Origin of the sequence: Cognataquiflexum rubidum, from assembly GCF_022538115.1 — a bacterium.
Lineage (GTDB): Bacteria > Bacteroidota > Bacteroidia > Cytophagales > Cyclobacteriaceae > Cognataquiflexum > Cognataquiflexum rubidum.
Genome location: NZ_JAKZAL010000001.1, coordinates 232,676 through 256,565, shown reverse-complemented (window position 1 = coordinate 256,565; position 23,890 = coordinate 232,676). Strand labels below are relative to the sequence as shown.

Sequence of the window (23,890 nt, the reverse complement as noted above, 5' to 3'; positions counted from 1 at the left end):
CACATACTCTTCGACAATTATGGCGTTCAGAAAAAACAAAAAACTAAACAACGACTTTTCCAGAGTCACTATTAGTTTGGCCTCTCCAGAATCCATTCTGGACAGTTCACATGGTGAAGTAACGCAGCCCGAAACAATCAACTACAGAACTTACAAGCCTGAAATGGGCGGTTTGTTCTGCGAGAGGATTTTCGGTCCTGTAAAAGACTGGGAATGTCATTGTGGAAAATATAAGCGCATAAGATATAAAGGTATCATCTGTGACAGATGTGGTGTTGAAGTTACTGAAAAGAAAGTAAGAAGAGAGAGAATGGGACACATCGAATTGGTGGTTCCTGTTGCTCACATCTGGTACTTCAAATCCCTTCCTAACAAAATCGGATACCTATTGGGTCTTCCAACCAAAAAACTGGATCAAATTGTCTATTACGAAAGATATGCGGTCGTTCAAGCTGGTCTAAAAGCTGAAGACGGTGTGCAATATCTTGACTTTTTGACTGAAGACGAGTACCTGGATATCATGGATAAGCTTCCGAAAGAAAACCAGATGCTTGATGATGATGATCCAAATAAATTTATTGCCAAAATGGGTGCCGAAGCAATCGAAATGCTTTTGTCCAGATTGGATTTGGATGACTTGTCATACAGCTTGAGACATCAGGCAGCTACCGATACTTCTCAGCAGAGAAAAGCTGAAGCTTTGAAGAGGTTGAAAGTTGTCGAAGCATTCAGAGAGGCTAGAACCAGAATCGAGAACCGTCCTGAGTGGATGGTAGTAAGGATGGTACCTGTTATTCCACCGGAATTGAGACCATTGGTTCCTTTGGATGGCGGTAGATTTGCTACCTCTGATTTGAATGACCTTTACAGAAGGGTTATTATCAGAAACAATCGTCTGAAGAGGTTGATAGATATCAAAGCCCCTGAAGTCATTTTGAGAAATGAAAAAAGGATGCTTCAAGAAGCTGTCGATTCCTTATTTGACAATTCAAGAAAAGTAAATGCCGTAAGATCGGATGGTAACCGTGCTTTGAAATCTCTTTCAGATATGTTGAAAGGTAAGCAAGGCCGTTTCCGTCAAAACTTGCTCGGTAAAAGGGTTGATTATTCAGGCCGTTCGGTTATCGTCGTAGGACCTGAATTGAAACTTCACGAGTGCGGTCTTCCAAAAAATATGGCTGCTGAGCTTTTCAAACCATTTATCATCAGAAAACTGATCGAAAGAGGTATTGTAAAGACAGTAAAATCCGCCAAGAAAATTGTTGATAGAAAAGATCCTGTAGTATGGGATATTCTTGAAAACGTATTGAAAGGACACCCTGTATTGCTTAACCGTGCTCCAACTTTGCACAGATTGGGTATCCAGGCTTTCCAACCAAAATTGATCGAAGGAAAAGCAATCCAGCTTCACCCATTGGTATGTACTGCATTCAACGCCGATTTTGACGGTGATCAGATGGCGGTTCACGTACCACTTGGACATGAGGCGATATTGGAAGCTTCAACTTTGATGCTTTCCTCACATAACATCCTTAACCCTGCCAACGGAGCACCGATTACGGTTCCTTCTCAAGACATGGTTCTTGGATTATATTATGTGACAAAAGGAAAGAGATCCACTCCGGAAGAAATTGTCCTTGGAGAAGGTATGACTTTCTACGGAGAGGAAGAAGTGATCATCGCATTAAACGAAGGCACGATTTCCCAACATGCATTTATCAAGTGTAAAGTACATGTAAGGGACGAAAACGGCCAATTGGTTGAAAAAATCATTGAAACTGTAGCAGGTAGATTGATTTTCAATCAGTTTGTTCCTGAGGTTGTAGGCTTTGTCAATGAGTTGTTGACTAAGAAAAAACTGCAGCAGATCATTTCCGAAGTTGTGAAGATTTGTGGTGTTTCCAGAACAGCCCAATTCCTTGATGATATCAAGCACCTTGGATTCCAGATGGCATATGCCGGTGGATTGTCTATGGGATTGAACGATGTCATTATTCCAGTTGAAAAAGATCCATTGATCGCTAAGGCGAAAGATGAGGTTGACCAGGTTTGGAACAACTACCTTATGGGTCTGATCACAGACAATGAGAGATATAACCAAGTAATTGATATTTGGACCAGAACGAACTCCTTCCTGACCAACATCCTGATGAAACAGATGGAAGAGGATAAGCAAGGATTCAACGCCATCTACATGATGATGCACTCAGGAGCCAGAGGTTCAAGAGAGCAGATCCGTCAGTTGGGTGGTATGAGAGGCTTGATGGCCAAGCCACAGAAAAACCTTCAAGGTTCTGTGGGCGAAATCATCGAAAACCCAATTCTTTCCAACTTCAAAGAAGGTCTTGATGTATTGGAGTACTTCATCTCTACTCACGGTGCACGTAAAGGTCTTGCCGATACTGCATTGAAAACAGCAGATGCGGGTTACCTGACAAGAAGACTTGTGGACGTTGCTCAAGACATGATTATCTCTGAAGAGGATTGTGGTACTTTGAGAGGTCTTGTCGTTCAGGCTTTGAAAGACAATGACGAAATCGTTGAACCTCTTTCTGAAAGAATTCTAGGTCGGGTATCTGTACACGATGTATATGATGCGGTGACTGAAGAACTTGTTGTTCCTGCAGGAATTGAAATCACTGAAGAAATCGCCAGAAAAGTAGACGAATCTACCATAGAGGAAGTCGAAATCAGGTCAGTACTTACTTGTGAAACAAGAAGAGGTGTCTGTGCAAAATGCTACGGACGTAACCTTGCAACAGGTAGAATGGTACAAAACGGTGAATCTGTCGGTGTAATTGCCGCACAGTCTATCGGTGAACCAGGTACCCAGTTGACGTTGAGAACATTCCACGTGGGTGGTACAGCCTCTAACATTTCTGTTGAAGCAAGCATCACTGCCAAGTTTGAAGGTGTTGTTGAATTTGACGAGGAATTGAGATGGATTGATACTACTACCAAAGAAGGCGAACCAGTATCAATGGTAATGGGTAGATCAGGTGAGATTAAAATCAACGATGCCAAGACCGGAAAAACGTTGGTTTCAAACCACGTGCCTTATGGCGCTACTTTGAATGTGAAGGATGGTCAAAAAATCGGTAAAGGGGATGCTCTGTGTAAGTGGGATCCATACAATGCTGTGATTCTATCTGAATTTGATGGTGAAATCGAATTTGACTCCATTATCGAAGGAGTTACTTTCAAAGAAGTGGCCGATGACCAGACAGGATACAGAGAGAAAGTTATCATTGATACCAAGGATAAAACCAAAAACCCTGCAGTTGTTGTGAACTACGGTTCTGACGAAAGTAAGTCTTACAATATCCCTGTTGGGGCCCACCTTTCTGTTGAAGCAGGTGAAATGGTTAAATCAGGACAAATCTTAGTGAAAATCCCAAGATCTGTAGGAAAAACCAGAGACATCACCGGTGGTCTTCCAAGAGTTACTGAATTGTTCGAAGCGAGAAATCCTTCCAACCCTGCAGTAGTTTCTGAAATAGATGGTGTGGTAACTTATGGTGGTATCAAAAGAGGTAATCGTGAAATCTTCATCGAATCTAAAGATGGCGTGAAGAAAAGATACATGGTTTCTCTTTCCAAGCACATCCTTGTTCAGGAAAACGACTTTATTCGTGCAGGTGAGGCATTGTCAGACGGGGCTATCACACCAAGTGATATCCTTTCTATCAAAGGTCCAACAGCGGTACAGGAGTATTTGGTAAATGAAATCCAGGAAGTTTACAGACTTCAAGGTGTAAAAATCAATGACAAGCACATTGAGGTTATTGTAAGCCAGATGATGCAGAAAGTTGAAATCCTTGACGCAGGTGATACCGGATTCCTTCAAAACCAAGTGGTCGACAAATGGGCATTCAGAGAAGAGAACGACAACATTCTAGACAAGAAAGTTGTCATGGATGCGGGAGATTCTTCGACTTTGAAACCAGGTATGATCATCACTTCAAGAAGGTTGAGAGACGAAAACTCAAGCTTGAAGCGTAAGGATTTGAAACTTGTACAGGTAAGAGATGCAGAAACAGCCGTTTCTCAGCCAACCTTACAAGGTATCACAGCCGCTTCTTTGGGAACTGAAAGCTTTATCTCGGCTGCTTCCTTCCAGGAGACAACCAAGGTATTGAGTGAAGCTGCCATCAGAGGTAAGCGTGATGAATTGTTGGGCTTGAAAGAAAACGTAATTGTAGGACATTTGATCCCTGCAGGTACCGGACAGAGAGGTTTTGCAGAGATCATTGTAGGATCTCAGGAGGATTATGACAGACTTTCTGCAGAGAAAGAAAGGTCATTCAACAAATCAAGAGAAACAGTAAAATAAAAATTGATTTATTCAAATATGAAAGGCCTGTATCCCATACAGGCCTTTTTTCATCAAACCAAAATCACCATGGAAGACGGTAAAGGACAAAAACCAATAATCGATCAACAAATCAATGTTGAGCTTTCAGAAGAAGTTGCAGAGGGTATTTACAGCAACCTTGCTATGATAGCCCATTCCAATTCAGAGTTTGTGATTGATTTTATCAGGCTGATGCCGGGAGTACCGAAAGCAAAAGTGAAATCCAGGATCATCATGACTCCTGATCATGCCAAAAGATTATTGGCTGCTTTGAAGGATAACATCAGTAAATATGAGGCTGCTTTTGGGAAAATAGAAAGTGGAAATGAAGCACCGGGATTCCCCATGAACTTTGGCGGAAACTTTGGGGAGGCTTGACAAAAATATAACAGCTTAATTTTGTTTGTTTTACCTATTTGCATACCTTTGCAGTCCAAAATTCACAAGTTAAAGGAAGAAAAATAAATTTTATCAGTTAATGCCTACTATACAACAGTTAGTAAGAAAAGGTAGAACCACCCTTGAGACCACATCCAAATCGAGAGCTTTGGATTCTTGTCCTCAACGGAGAGGTGTTTGTACCAGGGTGTACACTACCACGCCTAAGAAGCCTAACTCAGCGATGAGGAAAGTGGCCAGGGTAAGATTGACGAATGGTAAAGAGGTAAACGCCTACATTCCGGGTGAAGGTCACAATTTGCAAGAACACTCTATCGTATTGATCAGAGGTGGTCGTGTGAAAGATCTTCCGGGAGTACGTTACCACATTATCAGAGGTGCATTGGATACTGCAGGAGTAAAAGACCGTAAGCAAGGTCGCTCCAAGTACGGTGCTAAGAGACCTAAGCCAGGTCAAGCTGCTAAAGGTGCCCCAGCAAAAGGTGCTCCAGCAAAAAAGAAATAATAAAAACTAGTTAAAGAAATGAGAAAAGCGAAACCAAAGAAGAGATATATTCTTCCTGACCCGAAGTTCGGCGACACCTTGGTAACCAAGTTCGTGAACTGTCTGATGGTAGATGGTAAGAAGAGTATTGCTTACAAAATCTTCTACGACGCAGTCGAGAAGGTAGAATCAAAAGTAGGTGAGAACGGTCTTGAGGTTTGGAAAAAAGCGCTTAACAATATAACTCCAGCCGTAGAGGTGAAGAGTCGTAGAGTTGGTGGTGCTACATTCCAGGTTCCAATGGAAGTTAGACCTGAAAGAAAAACGTCCCTAGGTATTAAGTGGATGATCACTTACGCCAGAAAAAGAGGTGAGAAGACAATGATGGACAGGCTTGCAGGTGAGATCATCTCTGCTTCAAAAGGCGAAGGTGCTGCAGTGAAGAAGAAGGATGATACACACAGAATGGCTGAAGCAAACAAGGCATTCTCACATTTTAGATTTTAATCAGTAATGGCAAGAGATTTAAAATACACTAGGAACATTGGCATTGCCGCGCATATCGATGCCGGCAAAACAACTACTACAGAACGCATACTCTACTATTCAGGTGTCAGCCACAAAATCGGTGAAGTCCACGATGGTGCGGCTACAATGGACTGGATGGCACAAGAGCAGGAAAGAGGTATCACCATTACTTCTGCTGCGACCACTGTGTTTTGGAATTACAGAAAAAACAAATACCAAGTTAACATTATCGATACTCCGGGTCACGTTGATTTTACCGTAGAGGTAAACCGTTCCTTGAGAGTTTTGGATGGGCTTGTATTCCTTTTTAGCGCTGTTGACGGTGTTGAGCCTCAATCAGAAACTAACTGGAGACTTGCCGATAACTACAAAGTAGCCCGTATCGGTTTTGTTAACAAAATGGATCGCTCTGGCGCAAACTTTCTTGAAGTGTGTAAGCAAGTCAAAGAAATGTTAGGAAGCTATGCGGTCCCATTGCAACTTCCAATAGGTGCCGAAGATAACTTTAAAGGTGTTGTCGATCTGATCAACAACAGAGGCATTGTATGGAATGAGGATGATAAAGGAATGACTTTTACAGAAGTTCCTATTCCTGATGACATGCTTGAAGAAGTGGCTGAATACAGAGAACACCTACTCGAAGCAGTGGCTGATTACGATGAGTCATTGATGGAGAAGTTTTTTGATGATCCGGATTCTATCACGGAAGCTGAGATTCTTTCCGCTTTGAGAAGAGCAACCATAGACATGAAAATTGTCCCTATGGTCTGTGGTTCTTCCTTCAAGAATAAAGGTGTGCAAACCATGCTTGATCTTGTTATGGAATTGCTTCCTTCTCCTTTGGACAAAGATGATATCATTGCTACAGGACTTGATTCTGAGGAAGAAGTTGTCATCAGACCTGACGAAAAAGAACCATTTACAGGATTGGCTTTTAAAATTGCAACTGACCCATTTGTTGGCCGCCTTTGCTTTGTGAGAGCTTACTCTGGGATTTTGGAATCTGGTTCATATATCTTTAATAGCCGTTCAGGTAATAAAGAGCGTATCTCCCGAGTATTCCAAATGCACGCCAATAAGCAGAACCAGATCGAAAGATTGGTTGCAGGTGATATTGGTGCAGTCGTAGGTTTCAAAGATATTAAGACAGGAGATACTCTTTGCGATGAGAAACGCAAAGTCGTACTTGAGTCCATGGTTTTCCCAGAGCCTGTTATCGGATATGCTATTGAGCCAAAAACTCAGGCTGACGTTGACAAATTGGGTATGGCGATTTCTAAATTGGTAGAAGAAGATCCAACTTTACAGGTTCATACTGATCAGGAAACTGGACAGACTATCCTTAGAGGAATGGGTGAACTCCATTTGGAAATCATCATTGACCGACTGAAGAGAGAATTTAAAGTTGAGATCAATCAAGGTGCGCCACAGGTTGCATATAAGGAAGCTCTTTTTAGCTCAGTTGAGCATAAAGAAGTTTACAAGAAGCAAACAGGTGGTAAAGGTAAATTTGCCGATATCTTATTTGAACTTGGACCTAAGGATCCTGATCCGGTTACAAATGAAATTAAGCCAGGACTCGATTTCGTAAATGGTATCGTCGGTGGGGTTATTCCAAGAGAATTTATCCCGGCCATTCAGAAAGGTTTCAATGAAGCCATGAAAAATGGTCCATTGGCAGGGTATCCAATAGAGTCCATGAAAGTTAGATTGTTTCACGGTTCATACCATGACGTTGACTCCGATGCACTTTCTTTTGAATTAGCAGCAAGGATTGGATTCAAGGAAGCAGCCAAAAAATGCAAGCCGCAATTGCTTGAGCCAATAATGGGTGTGGAAGTGGTTACACCTGACGAATACACAGGTCCTATCACAGGTGACTTGAATAGAAGAAGGGGAATGATGAAAGGGATGGATACCAAAGGTACCTCAACCGTTATCAAAGCCAATGTGCCTTTGTCTGAGTTGTTCGGATATGTAACCGACTTGAGAACAAATTCTTCCGGAAGAGCTTCTGCATCTTTGACATTCTCTCACTACGAGCCGGTGCCAAACAACATTGCAGAGGGCGTGATTGCAAAAGTAAAAGGTGAGAAAGCCTAAATTTTGACAGAAAATGAATCAGAAAATCAGAATAAAATTGAAATCATACGATCATAGCCTGGTGGACAAGTCATCCGAGAAGATCGTAAAGGCGGTAAAAGCAACCGGAGCTATTGTGGTTGGGCCTATTCCTTTGCCTACAAAGAAAGAAAAGTTTACGGTGTTGAAATCACCACACGTAAATAAGAAAGCAAGAGATCAATACCAACTTTGTACTTACAAAAGATTGGTGGATATCTACAGCAACAGCTCTAAAACTGTTGACGCATTGATGAAGATCGAACTTCCAAGTGGAGTAGATGTTGAAATCAAAGTCTGACGGATAAAATACATATTAAAGAGAAACCTGTACCTATCTGGTGCGGGTTTTTCTTTTGCCCTCATCATTTTGAATGTTTGCTTGATGCGATTAGCTGATTTTCTTGAGTCAGTTTAATTTATTTTTGTAAATAATTGAAAATATTAAAGTTGGGATTTGTAAGCTGGGGGAAAAACCCTAACTTTGCAGTCCTTAAAAAAGCACCCCGGCGCTTAAACGCTTGGGTTTCAAGATTATTATACAACAGAAGATGTCTGGAATAATTGGTAAAAAAGTAGGAATGACTAGCATTTTTAGTGCCGATGGACGAAACGTCGCATGCACGCTAATAGAAGCTGGTCCTTGCGTAGTGACGCAAGTAAAAAATGTAGAGACAGACGGATACAACGCTGTACAATTGGCATTCGGTGAGCGTAAAGAAAAAAACACGCCAAAACCGCTGATGGGCCACTTCAAAAAGGCCGGCACGACGCCAAAACAGAAAGTTGTAGAATTCAGAGACTTCAGAATCGAATTTGAAGGTCAGGTTGATCTTGGAAAGACTGTAAAAGCCGACGAGGTATTCATTGAAGGTGACTTCGTTGATGCTATCGGAACTTCCAAAGGTAAAGGTTTCCAAGGTGTAGTTAAGCGTCACGGTTTTGCCGGTGTCGGTGGTGCAACCCACGGTCAGCACAACAGATTGAGACACCCTGGATCTATTGGTGCTTGTTCTTGGCCATCCAGAGTATTTAAAGGAATGAGAATGGCCGGTAGGACTGGAGGAGACAGAGTTAAGGTGATCAATTTGAGAGTCCTTAGAATCTATCCTGACAAGAATCTATTGTTGGTAAGCGGTTCTGTCCCAGGTCCAAAAAATTCTTTCGTTATTCTAGAGAAGTAAGAAAATGGAATTAGCAGTATTAAAATATAACGGTGAAGACACAGGTAGGAAAGTCAGTCTTTCTGACGAGATCTTTGCGATCGAACCTAACGATCACGCGATCTACCTGGATGTAAAGCAATTTTTGGCGAACCAAAGACAAGGTACACACAAAGCCAAACAAAGAAACGAGATTGCTGGATCTACTAAAAAGATCAAAAAGCAAAAAGGTACCGGTGGAGCCAGAGCAGGTTCTATCAAATCACCTTTATTCAGAGGTGGAGGTAGGGTTTTTGGACCAGTTCCGAGAGACTATTCCTTCAAACTCAATAAAAAGCTGAAGCAATTAGCAAGAAAGTCTGCATTGTCATATAAGGCAAAAGAAAATAGTGTAATGGTGTTGGAGAACTTCTCCTTTGATGCTCCAAAGACCAAAAGCTATATCGCTATGTTGAATGGACTTGCTTTGTCAGATAAGAAAACTTTATTGGTTCTCCCTGAGGTAAATAAGAATATCTATTTGTCAAGCAGAAACTTGAAAAAGTCTAAAGTAATGACTGTAGAGAATGTAAATACTTATGAATTGTTGAATGCTGACAATTTGGTATTGTGCGAAGGTTCAGTAAGTATGTTAGAAACCCTTTTATTGAAGTAAGAAGATGGCAACACTTAAAAAACCTTTGATCACCGAGAAGATTTCAGCAATGAACGAAAAAGGTGTTTATGGATTTGCAGTTGAGAAAACTGCTACAAAGCCTGAAATCAAAAGAGCCGTAGAAAAATTGTATGGTGTGAAAGTTTTGGATGTCCGTACCATGAGGTATGCAGGAAAGCCAAAAACCAGATATACCAAGACAAAAATTGTATCTGGCTTTAGCGCTCCTTACAAGAAAGCTATCGTAAAGGTAGCTGAAGGCGAAATAATTGATTTTTACGGAGAAATTTAATTGAATCAGAATCATGGCAGTAAGAAAATTAAAACCTGTAACCCCAGGAACCAGATTCAGAGTAGCGCCGGCATTTGATGAAATCACAACATCAAAACCAGAGAAATCTCTTTTGGCTCCGAAAACAAAGTCAGGTGGTAGAAATAACACTGGTAAAATGACCAATAGATATATTGGTGGCGGTCATAAGCAAAGACTTAGAATTATTGATTTCAAAAGAAATAAGTTCGGTGTTAGTGCTGAAGTTGTTTCTATAGAATATGATCCAAACAGAACTGCACGTATCGCATTGTTGCAATATACTGACGGAGAAAAAGCATACATCATTGCACCAAATGGCATCAAAGTCGGTCAGACATTGATCTCCGGTGAAATTGTAGCTCCTGAAACCGGTAATGCAATGCATCTTGTGAATGTGCCTTTGGGTACCATTGTGCATAACATCGAGCTAAAGCCAGGTAAAGGCGGAGCAATGGCACGTAGTGCAGGTGGTTATGGTCAGGTAGTAGCTAGAGATGGAAAATATGTAACCATCAAATTGCCTTCAGGAGAAATGAGACTCGTTCTCGGAACCTGTATGGCTACAGTGGGAACTGTTTCCAATGCAGATCACATGAACGTTGTTCTTGGAAAAGCTGGTAGAAACCGTTGGTTGGGAAGAAGACCGAGAACAAGAGGTGTTGCCATGAACCCTGTCGATCACCCTATGGGTGGTGGTGAAGGTAGATCATCAGGTGGTCACCCTAGATCAAGGAAAGGTTTGCTTGCCAAAGGTAAGAAAACCAGAAGCCCTAAAAAGTATTCTAACAAATTCATTATCAGCAAAAGAACCAAATAGATATGGCACGTTCATTAAAAAAAGGTCCTTATATAGAGCACCACTTATTGAAAAAAGTGGATGTAATGAACGAGACCGGAAAAAAATCTGTCATCAAGACTTGGTCAAGAAGATCAATGATTTCTCCGGATTTCGTAGGCCATACATTCGCTGTGCATAACGGCAATAAGTTTATACCTGTGTTTGTCACTGACAACATGGTAGGACATAAGCTTGGAGAATTTGCACCAACCAGAAACTTCAGAGGTCACATTGCCAAAAAAGATAAAGGAAAGAGATAATCATGGAAGCAATAGCAAGATTAAATAACGTTCCTACTTCTCCTCGCAAAATGCGATTGGTAGCTGACCTTGTAAGAGGTAAAAGAGTAGGACAGGCATTAAGCATTTTGAAGTTCACTCCTAATAGTGGAGCTGCAAGAATCGAAAAACTCCTGCTTTCTGCTATAGCCAACTGGCAGGCAAAAAATCCTGATGAGAAGATTGAAGAAGCCGATTTGTTTCTAAAGACAATCTTCGTAGACGAAGGACGCATGCTCAAAAGACTTAGACCTGCACCGCAGGGAAGAGCGCACAGAATTCGTAAAAGATCGAATCATGTAACTTTGATTGTAGATTCCTACAGTACAGATGTTACCGCTGATCAAGTAGAAACAACAGAAAAATCTAATTAAAATCAGACTATGGGACAAAAGATAAACCCAATTGGTTTTAGACTTGGTGTAATCAAAGGTTGGGATTCCAACTGGTATGGCGGAAAAGATTTCGCTGAGAAGCTGTATGAAGACCAGCAGATCAGGAAATATGTAAACGCCAGGATTCCAAAAGGAGGAATCTCAAAAGTTGTCATCGAGAGAACTTTGAAGAGAATCACTCTAACCATCCATACTGCCCGTCCAGGAGTAGTAATCGGAAAAGGTGGAGCCGAAGTTGATAAGCTTAAAGAGGAATTGAAAAAATTGACCAACAAAGATGTTCAAATCAACATTTTTGAAATTAAGCGTCCCGAATTGGATGCCAAATTGGTTGGTGAATCAATCGCACAACAGCTTCAAGCACGTATCTCGTTTAGAAGAGCGATGAAGCAATCCATCACAGCTACTATGAGAGTTGGTGCCGAAGGTATCAAAGTTAAACTTTCAGGAAGACTTGGTGGAGCCGAAATGGCAAGATCTGAAATGTACAAAGAAGGAAGAATTCCTTTGCATACACTAAGAGCTGATATCGATTATGCTGTTTCTGAGGCCAACACTGTTTATGGAATCATCGGCATCAAGGTTTGGATTTTCAAAGGTGAAGTTTATGGAAAGAGAGATTTATCTCCAAACGTAGGCGCAGCCAGTGAGCCAAAAACCAATGCTTCTGCAGCAGCTAGAGGAAAGCGAAGAGAAGGTGGTCCAAAGAGAAGAAAGAGAAATAACTAATTTTCACCCATAAGTGAGAAATCATGTTACAGCCGAAAAGAACGAAATTTAGAAAAATGCATAAGGGTAGGGTCAAGGGACTTGCTCAAAGAGGTCACGAACTTTCTTTTGGCAACTTTGGCATCAAATCCCTCGAGCCAGGATGGATAACCTCCCGTCAGATTGAGGCAGCACGTATTGCCATGACGAGAGCGATGAAAAGAGAAGGTCAGGTTTGGATCAGGATCTTTCCTGACAAGCCGATCACTAAGAAGCCTGCAGAGGTTCGTATGGGTAAAGGTAAAGGTGCTCCAGAATATTGGGTCGCAGTTATCAAGCCAGGAACAATCCTTTTCGAAGCAACAGGAGTTACTCTTGAAGTAGCAAATGAAGCTTTGAGATTGGCACAACAGAAACTTCCAGTAAGTACAAGATTCGTAGTACGTAGAGATTACGTAGGATAATAGAAACTATGAAAAACGCAGAAATCAGATCACTTTCCGAAAGTGAAATCTTGGAACGCATAGCCTCTGAGCAAACCAATTTGTCAAAATTGAATTTCGCACACGCTATCTCTCCAATTGAGAATCCCAATAAAATAAAGGAATCAAGGAAGTTGATCGCAAGATTGAAAACTACCTTGAGTGCAAAACAATTAGCTAAATAATAACAATATGGCTACTACTGAGAGAAATCTTCGTAAAGAAAGAACAGGTAAGGTAGTTAGCAACAAGATGGATAAATCCATCACTGTAGCTGTAGAGAGAAAAGTGAAACATTCCATCTATGGTAAATTTGTTGCTAAGACTACAAAATTTATGGTTCATGACGAGAAAAATGATGCTAATGAAGGCGACATTGTCAGAATTAGCGAAACTCGTCCGCTGAGTAAGAACAAACGTTGGAGATTGGTTGAAATAATTGAAAGGGCTAAGTAATCATGATACAACAAGAATCCAGACTAGGTGTTGCGGACAATTCAGGCGCTAAAGAAGTGCTTGTAATCCGTGTATTGGGAGGTACGAAGAAAAAGTACGCTTCCATTGGTGATAAAGTTGTGGTAACTGTTAAGTCTGCTCTTTCCTCCAGCAACATGAAAAAAGGTACCGTTTCAAAGGCGGTTATCGTGAGAACGAAGAAAGAAATCAGAAGAAAAGACGGTTCATATATCCGATTTGAAGATAATGCAGCTGTTCTTTTGAACAACAATGATGAGCCTAGAGGAACACGTATTTTCGGTCCTGTAGCCAGAGAGTTGAGAGAGAAGCAATTTATGAAGATTGTGTCTTTAGCCCCAGAAGTATTGTAATCATGGAAAGAAAATTCAACAAGCAACCAAAATTGCATGTCAAAACCGGAGATACCGTTAAGGTGCTTTCAGGTGATGACAAAGGCAAGTCAGGTAAGGTACTTTCTGTTGACCCAACCGAAAGAAGGGCGATAGTAGAAGGTATCAATATGGTGACCAAGCACGTTAAGCCAACTGCATCCAGTCCTCAGGGAGGAATCGAGAAAAGAGAGGCTTCCTTACATATCAGCAATCTGATGTTGGTAGATCCTAAGACAGGACTAGCTACCAGAACCGGAAGAAAAGAAAATGAGAAAGGTAAACTAGTTAGGTATTCTAAGAAAACTGGGGAGGTAATCAATGGCTAATCCAAGAGTAAAAGATAGATATATTGCTGAAATCGTTCCTGCGATGAAGGATAAATTTCAGTACAGTTCCGTAATGGAAGTTCCCAAGTTGACCAAAATTGTGATCAACAAAGGAATCGGTGCTGCAGTGGCTGATAAAAAGTTGGTCGACCAAGGCGTAGAGGAATTATCCTTGATTGCAGGTCAGAAAGCTGTAGCTACCAAAGCCAAGACATCTGTATCCAACTTTAAGTTGAGAGAAGGAATGCCTATCGGAGCTAAAGTTACTTTAAGAGGTAACAAAATGTATGAATTCCTTGACCGTTTGATGACTATTGCCCTTCCAAGGGTAAGAGATTTCAAAGGTATCAATGATAAAGGTTTTGATGGAAGAGGCAATTACACCTTGGGTGTTACCGAACAGATCATTTTTCCTGAGATCAGCATAGAAAAAGTGAATAGAATTTCAGGAATGGATATCACTTTTGTAACGTCTGCGAAGACAGATGAAGAAAGCTACGCTTTGTTGAAAGCTTTCGGTATGCCTTTTATTAACAAAAATAATTAAGAAATATTATGGCAAGAGAGTCACTAAAAGCTCGCGAGCGTAAAAGAGAGAGTCTTGTAGCAAAATATGCTAAAAAGCGTGCTCTGTTAAAGGCAGCTGGAGATTTTGCAGGATTGGATAAATTACCTAAAAATTCATCACCGGTTAGATTACACAACAGGTGCAAATTGACAGGTCGTCCCAAAGGATACATGAGGAAGTTTGGAATCAACAGGGTAACCTTTAGAGAAATGGCTTCAGCAGGTAAAATTCCAGGAATTACTAAGTCTAGCTGGTAAAAATTAAACAAGAGTTTTTATTCTAAAAATCATTGTGTAACTTTGCACTCCCTTAGCGGGAAAGTGCAGTTAGACTAACATAATTATGACTGATCCAATAGCTGATTATCTGACAAGATTGAGAAATGCCATAAAGGCAACTCATAGAATCGTTGAGATGCCTGCTTCTAACATTAAGAAGGAGATCACGAAGGTGCTTCATGATAAAGGTTATATCCAAAACTATAAGTTTGAAGAAAATGGTCCTCAAGGGGTCATTAAAATAGCTTTGAAATATAACCCGACATCCAAGCAGAATGCCATCGTTAGCCTGAGTAGAGTTAGTAAGCCGGGTCTTAGAAAATATGTAAAACATGAAGATCTTCCAAGAGTCATTAATGGCCTTGGTATCGCGATCCTTTCCACTTCCAAAGGCATAATGACCGACAAAGAAGCACGCACCGAAGGTGTCGGAGGGGAAGTACTTTGCTACGTTTATTAATATACCGTCATGTCTAGAATAGGTAAAAAACCAATAAATATACCAGCGGGTGTTACTGTAGACGTAACTGCATTCAATGCAGTTACTGTTAAAGGTCCCAAAGGTACTCTGAGTAGGGATGTGAATCCCGACATTGCTGTGAAGGTCGAGGGTAAAGAAATTATCCTTGAAAGACCCACAGATTCTAAAAGACATAAGTCACTTCACGGACTATACAGGTCTTTGATAAACAACATGGTAATTGGTGTGTCTGAAGGATACAAAAAAGACCTGGAGCTTGTCGGGGTGGGTTATAAGGCGTCTAATCAAGGTCAAGTTCTTGAACTGTCCCTTGGTTATTCACACAACATCTTCTTTGCTTTGCCTGAGTCAGTTTCTTTGAAAACTGAGACTCCTAAAGGTAAAAATCCTCTGATTACACTAGAGGGAATTGATAAAGAATTGGTTGGTCAGATTGCCGCCAAAATCAAATCATTGCGTAAAGTAGAGCCTTACAAAGGTAAGGGTGTACGCTTTGTCGGAGAAATTGTTAGACGTAAGGCTGGTAAAACTGCCGGTAAAAAATAATTAATATGGCCTTTAATAAGAATTTAAGAAGACTTAGAATCAAGAAAAGTATCAGAAGGAAGATTTCTGGCACGGATTCTAGACCTCGTTTGTCTGTATTCAAAAGTAATACCGGAATATACGCACAGTTGGTGGACGATCTCAAAGGTCATACCCTCGCTCATGCGTCCTCAAAAGAACTTGGATCAGTAAACAATGCAAATGTCACTGTTTCCAAAGAGGTTGGTAAAAAATTGGCAGAAAGAGCTGTAGCTAATGGTGTTTCCGAAGTCGTTTTTGACAGAGGTGGATACTTATATCATGGTAATGTTAAAGCTCTTGCCGATGGTGCAAGGGAAGGTGGCCTTAAATTTTAATAGATATTATGTCTCAGGTAAAAAGAAAACCAATTAGGGCAACAGATACTGAATTAAAAGAAAAAGTTGTTGCTATCAACCGAGTTGCCAAAGTGGTAAAAGGTGGTAGAAGATTTTCATTTTCAGCTATAGTTGTGGTAGGTGATGGTGCAGGTGTTGTAGGTTATGGACTTGGTAAAGCCAATGAAGTGACTGATGCGATCACAAAAGGAATTGAAGATGCAAAGAAAAATCTTGTAAGGGTTCCTGTTTTGAAAGGTACTATCCCTCACGAGCAATTAGGTAAATTTGGTGGAGGTTTTGTTCTTATCAAGCCTGCAGCTGCCGGTACCGGTGTAATAGCAGGTGGTGCGATGAGAGCTGTTTTGGAAAGTGCCGGCGTTACTGACGTATTGGCAAAATCTAAAGGTTCATCAAACCCTCACAATGTGGTAAAGGCAACAATCGATGCATTAGTGCAATTGAGAGATGCTATCGCTGTTTCCCAGCAAAGAGGTGTTAAAATGTCAAAAGTTTTTAACGGTTAAGAAAATGGGAAAAATCAGAATAACTCAGATAAAAAGTACCATAAAAAGACCTAAAGATCAGAAAGCTACAATTGTAGCCTTAGGACTTGGTAAAATCAACAAGACAGTAGAGATTGAATCCAATCCTGCAATTGCTGGTATGGTCAGAAAAGTTAGTCACCTTGTAAAAGTGGAGGAAGCTTAATCATGAAATTACATACATTAAAACCTGCAGAAGGATCGGTCAAATCCAGTAAGAGGATCGGACGTGGTACAGGATCAGGAAGAGGCGGGACTTCTACCAGAGGTCATAAAGGTGCCAAGTCCAGGTCTGGATACAAGTCAAAGTTAGGATTTGAAGGTGGTCAAATGCCTCTTCAAAGAAGAGTTCCTAAGTTTGGTTTCAAAAGCCTTAATACTGTTACACACAAGCCAATTAATTTGGATATCATCCAAAGTCTGGCTACAGAATTTAAACTAGATACCGTGACCTTTGATACTTTGGTAGAACATGGACTCGTTTCTAAAAAAGATGTTGTAAAAGTGTTAGGTAGAGGCGAACTTACAGCCAAATTAAATGTAAGTGCTCACCTATTCTCTGCTTCAGCTGTTGAAGCCATTGAAAAAGTAGGCGGAACAGTAAACAAGCTTTAAATAAATGAAAAAGTTTATCTCAACAGTTAAGAATATCTTTTCTATTGAAGATCTAAGGATCCGAATTCTAAACACTATAGGTTTTCTTGTTGTGTTTAGACTTGGATCTTTTATAGTCTTACCAGGAGTAGATCCCTCTAAGCTTGGTGATGCGCCAGAAGGTATATTCGGTTTGATTGACACATTCTTAGGTGGTGCTTTTAGTAATGCTTCCATCTTTGGTTTGGGTATCATGCCGTATATCTCTGCTTCAATTGTGCTTCAGTTATTGACTGTTGGAGTCCCGTATTTTCAAAAACTTCAAAAAGAAGGTGAATCCGGTAGAAAAAGAATCAATCAATTCACAAGAGTTCTTACCATCCTGATTACTATCGCACAAGGTGTGGGTTATATTACTGCCACAATACTCCCAACAGGAGCGGTTATGGTAAGTACTACACTATTCATGTTCAGTTCTTTGGTATTGCTTACTGCTGGAACGATGTTCTGTATGTGGTTAGGTGAAAAGATCACTGAGAAAGGTATAGGAAATGGTATTTCTATGCTCATCATGATCGGTATCATATCAAGATTCCCAGGAGCTATCATTGCAGAGGTTCTTTCAAAAGGTACATCAGGAATGTTGTTGCTGTTAATTGAGGCTGCAGTATTGTTCTTCGTTGTTCTTGGAGTCGTTGCTATGACAGAGGCGACAAGAAGAATACCTGTTCAATATGCAAAGCAAGTTGTGGGAGGCAAAGTGTATGGTGGACAAAGGCAATATATCCCGATTAAAGTAAATGCATCAGGTGTAATGCCTATTATATTTGCCCAGTCGTTGATGTTCTTACCCGCTCTGATTGCTCAGATTTGGTCCTCAGAAAGCGATATCGCCAACTACATTGGAAGCACCTTTAGTGATTTCACTTCTTGGCAGTACAACTTGGTATTTGCTACAATGATCATTCTTTTTACCTTCTTTTACACTGCTATCACAGTTAACCCTGAGCAAATTGCAGAGGATCTGAAAAGAAACGGTGGTTTTGTACCGGGCATAAAGCCGGGCGCACCAACCTCTGATTTCATTGATAACATAATTTCAAGAATCACACTTCCCGGTTCTTTGCTACTGTCACTGATTGCTATTCTACCTGCCTTTGCGATCATTGCAGGCGTTGGAGGTGAATTTGCCCAATTCTATGGAGGTACTTCTCTATTGATCATGGTCGGTGTAATCATGGACACTTTGAGACAAATTGAAAGTTATTTGTTGATGAGGCACTACGAAGGAATGATGAAGAGTGGAAACATGAAAAACAATCCTACAAACTACGCAGCAGCGGTATGATTCATTACAAAACTTCCGAGGAAGTTCAGATAATCAAACAAGGTGCTCAGATTCTAGGAAAGGCTCACGGAGAAGTGGCCAAATATATTAAAGAAGGGGTAAAGACCTCTTATCTTGACAAAATAGCAGAGGAGTACATCCGTGATAACAGCGGAGTTCCTTCTTTTAAAGGTTACAATGGATTTCCTTCGTCACTTTGTATTTCAGTAAATGAAGTCGTTGTGCATGGTTTTCCAAGTAACTATGTTTTGAAAGATGGCGATATAATCTCAGTAGATTGTGGAGTCTTTCACCTAGGTTTTCATAGCGATAGCGCTTATACTTACCCTGTCGGTGAAGTTTCTCCCCAAGTTTTGTCATTGCTCAAAGCAACGAAAGAATCTCTTTACCTAGGTATAGAAAAAGCTGTTTTTGGAAACAGGATCGGCGATATCGGATATTCGATTCAGAGATATGTTGAGGCCAAAGGATTTACCGTAGTAAGGGAGTTGGTAGGTCATGGTCTAGGTAGGAATCTACATGAGACCCCTGAAGTTCCCAATTACGGTAAAAAAGGTAGTGGACCTTTGCTAAAAGCCGGTATGGTTATCGCCATCGAACCCATGATTAATCTCGGAACAAGGAACATTGTTCAGGAAAGGGATGGATGGACGATCAGAACAGCAGATAGAAAGCAGTCAGCCCATTATGAGCATACTGTAGCGATATTTGAGGATAGAACCGAAATTTTGACTACACATCAATATATAGAAGAAAATTTCAAATTCTAAGTATGGCTAAACAGACATCTATAGAGCAAGATGGTACAATCGTAGAAGCATTGTCTAACGCAATGTTTAAAGTGGAACTAGAAAATGGGCATCAATTGATCGCACATATTTCGGGTAAAATGAGAATGAATTATATCAAGATCCTGCCGGGGGATAAAGTCAAACTTGAACTCTCTCCGTATGATCTTTCAAAAGGTAGAATCGTTTACAGATACAAATAAAATGTCATGAAAGTTAAGACATCAATCAAAAAGAGAAGTGTTGACTGTAAAGTAATCAGAAGAAACGGAAAACTTTACGTGATCAACAAGAAGAATCCTAAGTTTAAACAAAGACAAGGTTAATCATTATGGCAAGAATTGCAGGTGTTGACATACCAGACAACAAGCGTGGTGAGATCGGCTTGACCTATATCTTCGGAATAGGTAGAAGTTCAGCAAGATCAATCCTGAACAAGGCGGGAATTTCTTTCGATAAGAAAGCAGGTGAGTGGGATGATGATGAGTCTACCGCTATCAGAACTATCATTGCGGATGAATTCAGAACAGAAGGTGCGCTGAAGTCAGAAATCCAATTGAATATCAAGAGATTGATGGACATTGGGTGTTATAGAGGTTTGAGACACAGAAAGGGTCTACCTGTTCGTGGTCAGAAAACCAAGAATAACGCAAGAACAAGAAAAGGTAAGAGAAAGACTGTTGCTAACAAGAAAAAAGCAACTAAATAAATCTTGAATTAGATTATGGCTCAGAAAAGAAACGATAAAGCTAAAGGTAAAAAAAGAGTAGTTAAAGTTGAGGCAGTTGGGCAGGTGCACATCAAAGCTTCATTTAACAATATCATCATCTCTATTACCAATAATTCTGGTCAAGTGATCTCTTGGGCTTCTGCCGGTAAAATGGGATTCAGAGGCTCCAAAAAGAACACTCCTTATGCAGCACAGATGGCCGCGCAAAATTGCGGACAGGTGGCATATGACCTTGGATTGAGAAAAATTGAGGTTTTTGTAAAAGGACCTGGAGCAGGACGTGAGTCGGCTATAAGGACTTTGCAAAATGTAGGACTGGATGTGACTACCATCGTGGACGTGACCCCACTACCACATAACGGATGTCGTCCTCCAAAACGTAGAAGAGTATAATTTCTTAAAGAAGATATATAATGGCAAGATATACAGGTCCAAAGGCAAAGATCGCCAGAAGATTCGGTGAGCCTATCGAAGGATACAGCAAAGCTCTCCAAAAGAAAAATTACCCTCCCGGAATGCACGGAAGAGGTAGAAGAAAAAAACAGTCTGAATATGCTATTCAGCTTGCTGAAAAGCAAAAAGCCAAATACATCTATGGTGTGTTGGAAAGACAGTTTGCTAAAATGTTTGACATTGCATCTAGAAAGCAAGGAATTACAGGTGAAAACCTTCTCCAGTTGCTAGAGTCAAGATTGGACAACACGGTTTATAGATTAGGCATCGCGCCAACAAGAAGAGGAGCAAGACAGCTTGTTTCACACAAACATATTCTTGTCAATGGTGAACTAGTCAATATTCCATCTTATACCTTGAAGCCGGGTGATGTTGTTTCTGTAAGAGAGCGTTCAAAATCTCTTGAAGCAATCAGCAATAGCCTTGCAGGTAGAAGTAACCGTTATTCTTGGTTAGAGTGGGATAACACCTCTTTGGCAGGTAAGTTTGTATCGATTCCAAGTAGAGATGATATTCCTGAGAATATCAAGGAACAGTTGATCGTCGAACTTTACTCTAAATAATTACTTTCAGACTTAAACAGAACTATTGATATGTCCATATTAGCATTTCAAATGCCCGAGAAAGTGGTAATGGAAAAAGCCGATGATTTTCACGGTTTATTCACCTTTAAGCCTCTTGAAAAGGGCTACGGGGTCACCATCGGTAATGCCTTGAGGAGAATCCTTTTGTCCTCATTAGAAGGTTATGCGATCACTTCTGTGAAGCTTCCTGGGGTAGTACATGAGTTTTCTACAATCGAGGGCGTTGTTGAAGATGTGACTGATATCATTCTGAACCTCAAGCAAGTTAGATTTAAAAAAGTCCATGATTCAATTGATGGAAAAATAACTGTTGAGATTAAAAACCAGCCTGTTTTGACTGCCAAAGATATAGCCAAGTTCACTACTTCATTCGAAATATTGAACCCTGAGCTGATCATCTGTCATCTTGACGACACCAAAAGTTTTGAAATTGAACTGACAGTAGAAAAAGGCAGGGGATATCTTCCTGCTGAAGAATCAAAACCGAAAGAGCAGATTTTCGGTGTTATTCCTATCGATGCGATTTTCACACCTATCAAAAATGTGAAATACAGCGTGGAAAACACCAGGGTTGAACAAAAGACTGACTTTGAAAAATTGATTTTGGAAGTCACCACCGATGGATCAATCCACCCGGAAAAAGCCCTTCAGGAATCAGCAAAAATTCTAATTCAGCATTTCATGTTGTTCTCTGACCAGACTATGGTCTTGGATTCAACAGGTATTTCTGAACCTGAGCCAATTGACGAAGAGTTCTTGCACATGAGAAAACTCCTTAAAACTCCTTTGAGTGATTTGGATCTTTCCGTAAGAGCTTTCAACTGTCTGAAAGCAGCTGATGTCCGTACCCTCGGAGATCTAGCCAAATTGGAAATTTCAGATATGATGAAATTCAGAAATTTCGGAAAAAAATCTCTTGCTGAATTAGAGCAGTTGATCCAAGAAAAAAGCCTGACTTTTGGAATGGATTTATCTAAGTATAAACTTGATGAAGAATAATTTAAAATGAGACACGGTAAGAAATTCAACCACCTTGGCAGGACAGCCAGTCATAGGAAAGCAATGCTTTCTAACATGGCAACTTCCCTGATTCTTCATAAGCGTATTTCTACGACGCTTGCCAAGGCAAAGGAGCTAAGAAAATATGTAGAGCCTCTGATTACCAGAGCCAAAGAAGATACAACCCACAATAGAAGGGTGGTTTTCTCTTATCTTCAAAACAAAGAAGGTATCAAAGCCTTGTTTGGTGAAGTAGTGGAGAAAGTAGGAACAAGAGCGGGTGGCTACACGAGAATCATCAAGACAAGTTTCCGATTGGGTGACAATGCAGAAATGTGTATTATCGAATTGGTAGATTTCAATGAATTGATGTTGAAAGATGCTCAACCTGCTAAGAAGACAACCAGAAGAAGCAGAAGAAGTGCTGTAAAAGCAACTGATGCACCTGAATCTTCTGCAGCGAAAGCTGAAGACAAAAAAGAAGAAAATACTGGTGAATAATTCATGTCAGGTAATTCTAAATATAAGGGGATTGGACTTTGGTTCAATCCCTTTTTTTATTTCAACCCCAAATTACCAAGGCTAATACTCCAAAATTCCTTAACTTTGACAAGTCCAAAAATTTAAGATGAATAAACAAAAAGCTACCCTTCTTTTGGCTGACGGTACAATTTTCCATGGATCATTAATTGGAAGTAAAGGTACCAACGGCGGTGAAATTTGTTTCAACACAGGTATGACCGGATATCAGGAGATTTACACAGATCCTTCTTATACCGGACAAATAGTAGTCACCACTACTTCTCATATCGGAAATTATGGAGTCATCGATTCTGAAGTAGAATCAGATCATCCTACCATCGCAGGGATTGTGGTCAACAGTTTCTCTGAAGTATTCAGCAGACTTGATGCAAGTGGTTCTTTGCAGGATTATCTAGTCCGTTATGGGATTACAGGCATAGCGGATATTGACACCAGAAAGCTCGTAAGACATCTCCGTTCCAAAGGAGCTATGAATGCCATTATCAGCTCTGAATTTGATGATGATCTGGCAGGTCTTAAAGCCGAATTGAATAAAATACCCGATATGAACGGATTGGAACTTTCCTCTCAAGTATCTACGGACGTTCCTTATTTCTTTGGAGATGAATCTTCTTCCATCAAAGTTGCCTGCCTTGATTTTGGGATAAAAAGGAATATTTTGAGAAATCTTGCCGAACGAGGGGTTTATTGTCAGGTTTTCCCTGCAAAAACTACTTTGGCCGAAATGGAATCATGGAATCCGGACGGTTATTTTCTTTCCAATGGTCCTGGTGACCCTGCTGTCATGGAATATGCAGTGAATACCACTAAGGATATTTTAGCTACAAATAAGCCATTATTTGGAATTTGTCTTGGACACCAGATTCTCGCTGAAGCTTGTGGCATTTCAACCTACAAAATGCATCACGGACACCGTGGATTGAACCACCCTATCAAAAACCTCTTAACTGGCAAAAGTGAAATCACTTCACAGAATCATGGTTTTGTCGTCAACAGGGAGGATGTTGAAAAAAGCGCCCTTGTAGAAATGACGCATGTACATTTGAACGACAATACTGTTGCGGGTATTAAATTGACAAACAAACCTGCTTTTTCAGTGCAGTACCATCCTGAGTCTTCCCCCGGACCGCATGATTCGAGGTACTTATTTGATGATTTTATCTCTTTAATCAATAAAAATTAAAA

The 23,890-nt window shown here is 40.5% G+C and carries 36 protein-coding genes; all 36 read left to right on the top strand.

Features of this window, described 5'->3' with window-relative positions:
- Positions 1–19: 19 nt before the first annotated feature.
- The 36 genes from rpoC (at position 20) to carA (ending at position 23,888) form a co-directional block, all read left to right on the top strand.
- The gene (gene rpoC / locus MMU05_RS01150; protein WP_241139837.1) at positions 20–4,333 is read left to right on the top strand and encodes a DNA-directed RNA polymerase subunit beta'; all 4,314 of its coding nucleotides are present in this window, start codon (positions 20–22) and stop codon (positions 4,331–4,333) included.
- Positions 4,334–4,402: 69 nt separating this feature from the next.
- Entirely contained in the window at positions 4,403–4,732 is a 330-nt protein-coding gene (locus tag MMU05_RS01145) for a DUF3467 domain-containing protein (RefSeq protein WP_241139836.1), read from the top strand.
- Between the two features lie 100 nt (positions 4,733–4,832).
- On the top strand, positions 4,833–5,258 hold the full coding sequence (gene rpsL, locus MMU05_RS01140; protein ID WP_113924099.1) for a 30S ribosomal protein S12: 426 nt from the start codon (positions 4,833–4,835) through the stop codon (positions 5,256–5,258).
- Between the two features lie 18 nt (positions 5,259–5,276).
- Complete coding sequence (gene rpsG / locus MMU05_RS01135) at positions 5,277–5,744, top strand: 30S ribosomal protein S7 (RefSeq protein WP_113924100.1); 468 nt, start codon at positions 5,277–5,279, stop codon at positions 5,742–5,744.
- A 6-nt stretch (positions 5,745–5,750) separates the two neighbouring features.
- On the top strand, positions 5,751–7,868 hold the full coding sequence (fusA, locus tag MMU05_RS01130; protein ID WP_113924101.1) for an elongation factor G: 2,118 nt from the start codon (positions 5,751–5,753) through the stop codon (positions 7,866–7,868).
- A gap of 13 nt (positions 7,869–7,881) precedes the next feature.
- A complete protein-coding gene (rpsJ, locus tag MMU05_RS01125; RefSeq protein WP_009183381.1) occupies positions 7,882–8,187 on the top strand; it encodes a 30S ribosomal protein S10 in 306 nt (101 codons plus the stop codon).
- Between the two features lie 250 nt (positions 8,188–8,437).
- Entirely contained in the window at positions 8,438–9,070 is a 633-nt protein-coding gene (rplC, locus tag MMU05_RS01120; protein WP_241139835.1) for a 50S ribosomal protein L3, read from the top strand.
- A gap of 4 nt (positions 9,071–9,074) precedes the next feature.
- Complete coding sequence (rplD, locus tag MMU05_RS01115; RefSeq protein ID WP_241139834.1) at positions 9,075–9,704, top strand: 50S ribosomal protein L4; 630 nt, start codon at positions 9,075–9,077, stop codon at positions 9,702–9,704.
- Positions 9,705–9,708: 4 nt separating this feature from the next.
- The gene (gene rplW / locus MMU05_RS01110) at positions 9,709–9,996 is read left to right on the top strand and encodes a 50S ribosomal protein L23 (RefSeq protein ID WP_241139833.1); all 288 of its coding nucleotides are present in this window, start codon (positions 9,709–9,711) and stop codon (positions 9,994–9,996) included.
- A gap of 13 nt (positions 9,997–10,009) precedes the next feature.
- Positions 10,010–10,834: a 50S ribosomal protein L2 gene (gene rplB, locus MMU05_RS01105; RefSeq protein WP_241139832.1), complete on the top strand. Its 825-nt coding sequence runs from the start codon at positions 10,010–10,012 to the stop codon at positions 10,832–10,834.
- 2 nt (positions 10,835–10,836) lie between these two features.
- Positions 10,837–11,115 (top strand): 30S ribosomal protein S19, encoded by a 279-nt coding sequence (gene rpsS, locus MMU05_RS01100; RefSeq protein ID WP_113924105.1) that lies wholly within the window; start codon positions 10,837–10,839, stop codon positions 11,113–11,115.
- A gap of 2 nt (positions 11,116–11,117) precedes the next feature.
- Positions 11,118–11,507 (top strand): 50S ribosomal protein L22, encoded by a 390-nt coding sequence (gene rplV, locus MMU05_RS01095; protein WP_241139831.1) that lies wholly within the window; start codon positions 11,118–11,120, stop codon positions 11,505–11,507.
- 9 nt (positions 11,508–11,516) lie between these two features.
- Positions 11,517–12,257, top strand: coding sequence for a 30S ribosomal protein S3 (rpsC, locus tag MMU05_RS01090; protein ID WP_113924107.1), 741 nt, complete (start codon positions 11,517–11,519; stop codon positions 12,255–12,257).
- 23 nt (positions 12,258–12,280) lie between these two features.
- Positions 12,281–12,700, top strand: a complete 420-nt coding sequence (gene rplP, locus MMU05_RS01085) for a 50S ribosomal protein L16 (protein WP_113924108.1) — start codon at positions 12,281–12,283, stop codon at positions 12,698–12,700.
- A gap of 8 nt (positions 12,701–12,708) precedes the next feature.
- The gene (gene rpmC / locus MMU05_RS01080) at positions 12,709–12,903 is read left to right on the top strand and encodes a 50S ribosomal protein L29 (protein ID WP_241139830.1); all 195 of its coding nucleotides are present in this window, start codon (positions 12,709–12,711) and stop codon (positions 12,901–12,903) included.
- 7 nt (positions 12,904–12,910) lie between these two features.
- Positions 12,911–13,174 carry a 30S ribosomal protein S17 gene (gene rpsQ / locus MMU05_RS01075; protein ID WP_113924110.1) on the top strand — a complete coding sequence of 88 codons (264 nt, stop codon included), beginning with the start codon at positions 12,911–12,913 and terminating at the stop codon, positions 13,172–13,174.
- Positions 13,175–13,176: 2 nt separating this feature from the next.
- Positions 13,177–13,545 (top strand): 50S ribosomal protein L14, encoded by a 369-nt coding sequence (gene rplN / locus MMU05_RS01070; protein WP_113924111.1) that lies wholly within the window; start codon positions 13,177–13,179, stop codon positions 13,543–13,545.
- Between the two features lie 2 nt (positions 13,546–13,547).
- The gene (gene rplX, locus MMU05_RS01065; RefSeq protein WP_241139829.1) at positions 13,548–13,892 is read left to right on the top strand and encodes a 50S ribosomal protein L24; all 345 of its coding nucleotides are present in this window, start codon (positions 13,548–13,550) and stop codon (positions 13,890–13,892) included.
- Entirely contained in the window at positions 13,885–14,439 is a 555-nt protein-coding gene (gene rplE / locus MMU05_RS01060; RefSeq protein WP_241139828.1) for a 50S ribosomal protein L5, read from the top strand. The genes rplX and rplE overlap by 8 nt, the downstream gene beginning before the upstream one ends.
- Positions 14,440–14,447: 8 nt before the next feature.
- Positions 14,448–14,717, top strand: a complete 270-nt coding sequence (gene rpsN / locus MMU05_RS01055; protein WP_241139827.1) for a 30S ribosomal protein S14 — start codon at positions 14,448–14,450, stop codon at positions 14,715–14,717.
- 85 nt (positions 14,718–14,802) lie between these two features.
- Positions 14,803–15,198, top strand: a complete 396-nt coding sequence (rpsH, locus tag MMU05_RS01050) for a 30S ribosomal protein S8 (RefSeq protein WP_241139826.1) — start codon at positions 14,803–14,805, stop codon at positions 15,196–15,198.
- 9 nt (positions 15,199–15,207) lie between these two features.
- Positions 15,208–15,765, top strand: coding sequence for a 50S ribosomal protein L6 (rplF, locus tag MMU05_RS01045; RefSeq protein WP_241139825.1), 558 nt, complete (start codon positions 15,208–15,210; stop codon positions 15,763–15,765).
- Positions 15,766–15,770: 5 nt separating this feature from the next.
- Positions 15,771–16,121 (top strand): 50S ribosomal protein L18, encoded by a 351-nt coding sequence (gene rplR, locus MMU05_RS01040; protein ID WP_241139824.1) that lies wholly within the window; start codon positions 15,771–15,773, stop codon positions 16,119–16,121.
- Between the two features lie 8 nt (positions 16,122–16,129).
- Complete coding sequence (rpsE, locus tag MMU05_RS01035) at positions 16,130–16,648, top strand: 30S ribosomal protein S5 (protein ID WP_113924118.1); 519 nt, start codon at positions 16,130–16,132, stop codon at positions 16,646–16,648.
- Positions 16,649–16,652: 4 nt separating this feature from the next.
- A complete protein-coding gene (rpmD, locus tag MMU05_RS01030; protein WP_232826722.1) occupies positions 16,653–16,832 on the top strand; it encodes a 50S ribosomal protein L30 in 180 nt (59 codons plus the stop codon).
- A gap of 2 nt (positions 16,833–16,834) precedes the next feature.
- Positions 16,835–17,281 carry a 50S ribosomal protein L15 gene (rplO, locus tag MMU05_RS01025; RefSeq protein WP_241139823.1) on the top strand — a complete coding sequence of 149 codons (447 nt, stop codon included), beginning with the start codon at positions 16,835–16,837 and terminating at the stop codon, positions 17,279–17,281.
- A gap of 4 nt (positions 17,282–17,285) precedes the next feature.
- Positions 17,286–18,608, top strand: a complete 1,323-nt coding sequence (gene secY / locus MMU05_RS01020; protein ID WP_241139822.1) for a preprotein translocase subunit SecY — start codon at positions 17,286–17,288, stop codon at positions 18,606–18,608.
- Complete coding sequence (gene map / locus MMU05_RS01015) at positions 18,605–19,378, top strand: type I methionyl aminopeptidase (RefSeq protein WP_241139821.1); 774 nt, start codon at positions 18,605–18,607, stop codon at positions 19,376–19,378. Before secY ends, map begins: the two co-directional genes overlap by 4 nt.
- Before the next feature lie 2 nt (positions 19,379–19,380).
- Positions 19,381–19,599, top strand: coding sequence for a translation initiation factor IF-1 (infA, locus tag MMU05_RS01010; RefSeq protein ID WP_009034195.1), 219 nt, complete (start codon positions 19,381–19,383; stop codon positions 19,597–19,599).
- A 6-nt stretch (positions 19,600–19,605) separates the two neighbouring features.
- Positions 19,606–19,722: a 50S ribosomal protein L36 gene (gene rpmJ, locus MMU05_RS01005; protein WP_113924123.1), complete on the top strand. Its 117-nt coding sequence runs from the start codon at positions 19,606–19,608 to the stop codon at positions 19,720–19,722.
- A 5-nt stretch (positions 19,723–19,727) separates the two neighbouring features.
- On the top strand, positions 19,728–20,105 hold the full coding sequence (gene rpsM / locus MMU05_RS01000) for a 30S ribosomal protein S13 (protein WP_241139820.1): 378 nt from the start codon (positions 19,728–19,730) through the stop codon (positions 20,103–20,105).
- A gap of 15 nt (positions 20,106–20,120) precedes the next feature.
- The gene (gene rpsK / locus MMU05_RS00995) at positions 20,121–20,519 is read left to right on the top strand and encodes a 30S ribosomal protein S11 (protein WP_084118500.1); all 399 of its coding nucleotides are present in this window, start codon (positions 20,121–20,123) and stop codon (positions 20,517–20,519) included.
- Between the two features lie 20 nt (positions 20,520–20,539).
- Positions 20,540–21,142, top strand: coding sequence for a 30S ribosomal protein S4 (rpsD, locus tag MMU05_RS00990; RefSeq protein WP_241139819.1), 603 nt, complete (start codon positions 20,540–20,542; stop codon positions 21,140–21,142).
- Between the two features lie 30 nt (positions 21,143–21,172).
- Entirely contained in the window at positions 21,173–22,162 is a 990-nt protein-coding gene (locus tag MMU05_RS00985) for a DNA-directed RNA polymerase subunit alpha (protein WP_241139818.1), read from the top strand.
- A 6-nt stretch (positions 22,163–22,168) separates the two neighbouring features.
- The gene (gene rplQ / locus MMU05_RS00980; protein WP_241139817.1) at positions 22,169–22,663 is read left to right on the top strand and encodes a 50S ribosomal protein L17; all 495 of its coding nucleotides are present in this window, start codon (positions 22,169–22,171) and stop codon (positions 22,661–22,663) included.
- A 127-nt stretch (positions 22,664–22,790) separates the two neighbouring features.
- Positions 22,791–23,888: a glutamine-hydrolyzing carbamoyl-phosphate synthase small subunit gene (carA, locus tag MMU05_RS00975; protein WP_241139816.1), complete on the top strand. Its 1,098-nt coding sequence runs from the start codon at positions 22,791–22,793 to the stop codon at positions 23,886–23,888.
- Positions 23,889–23,890: the final 2 nt, after the last annotated feature.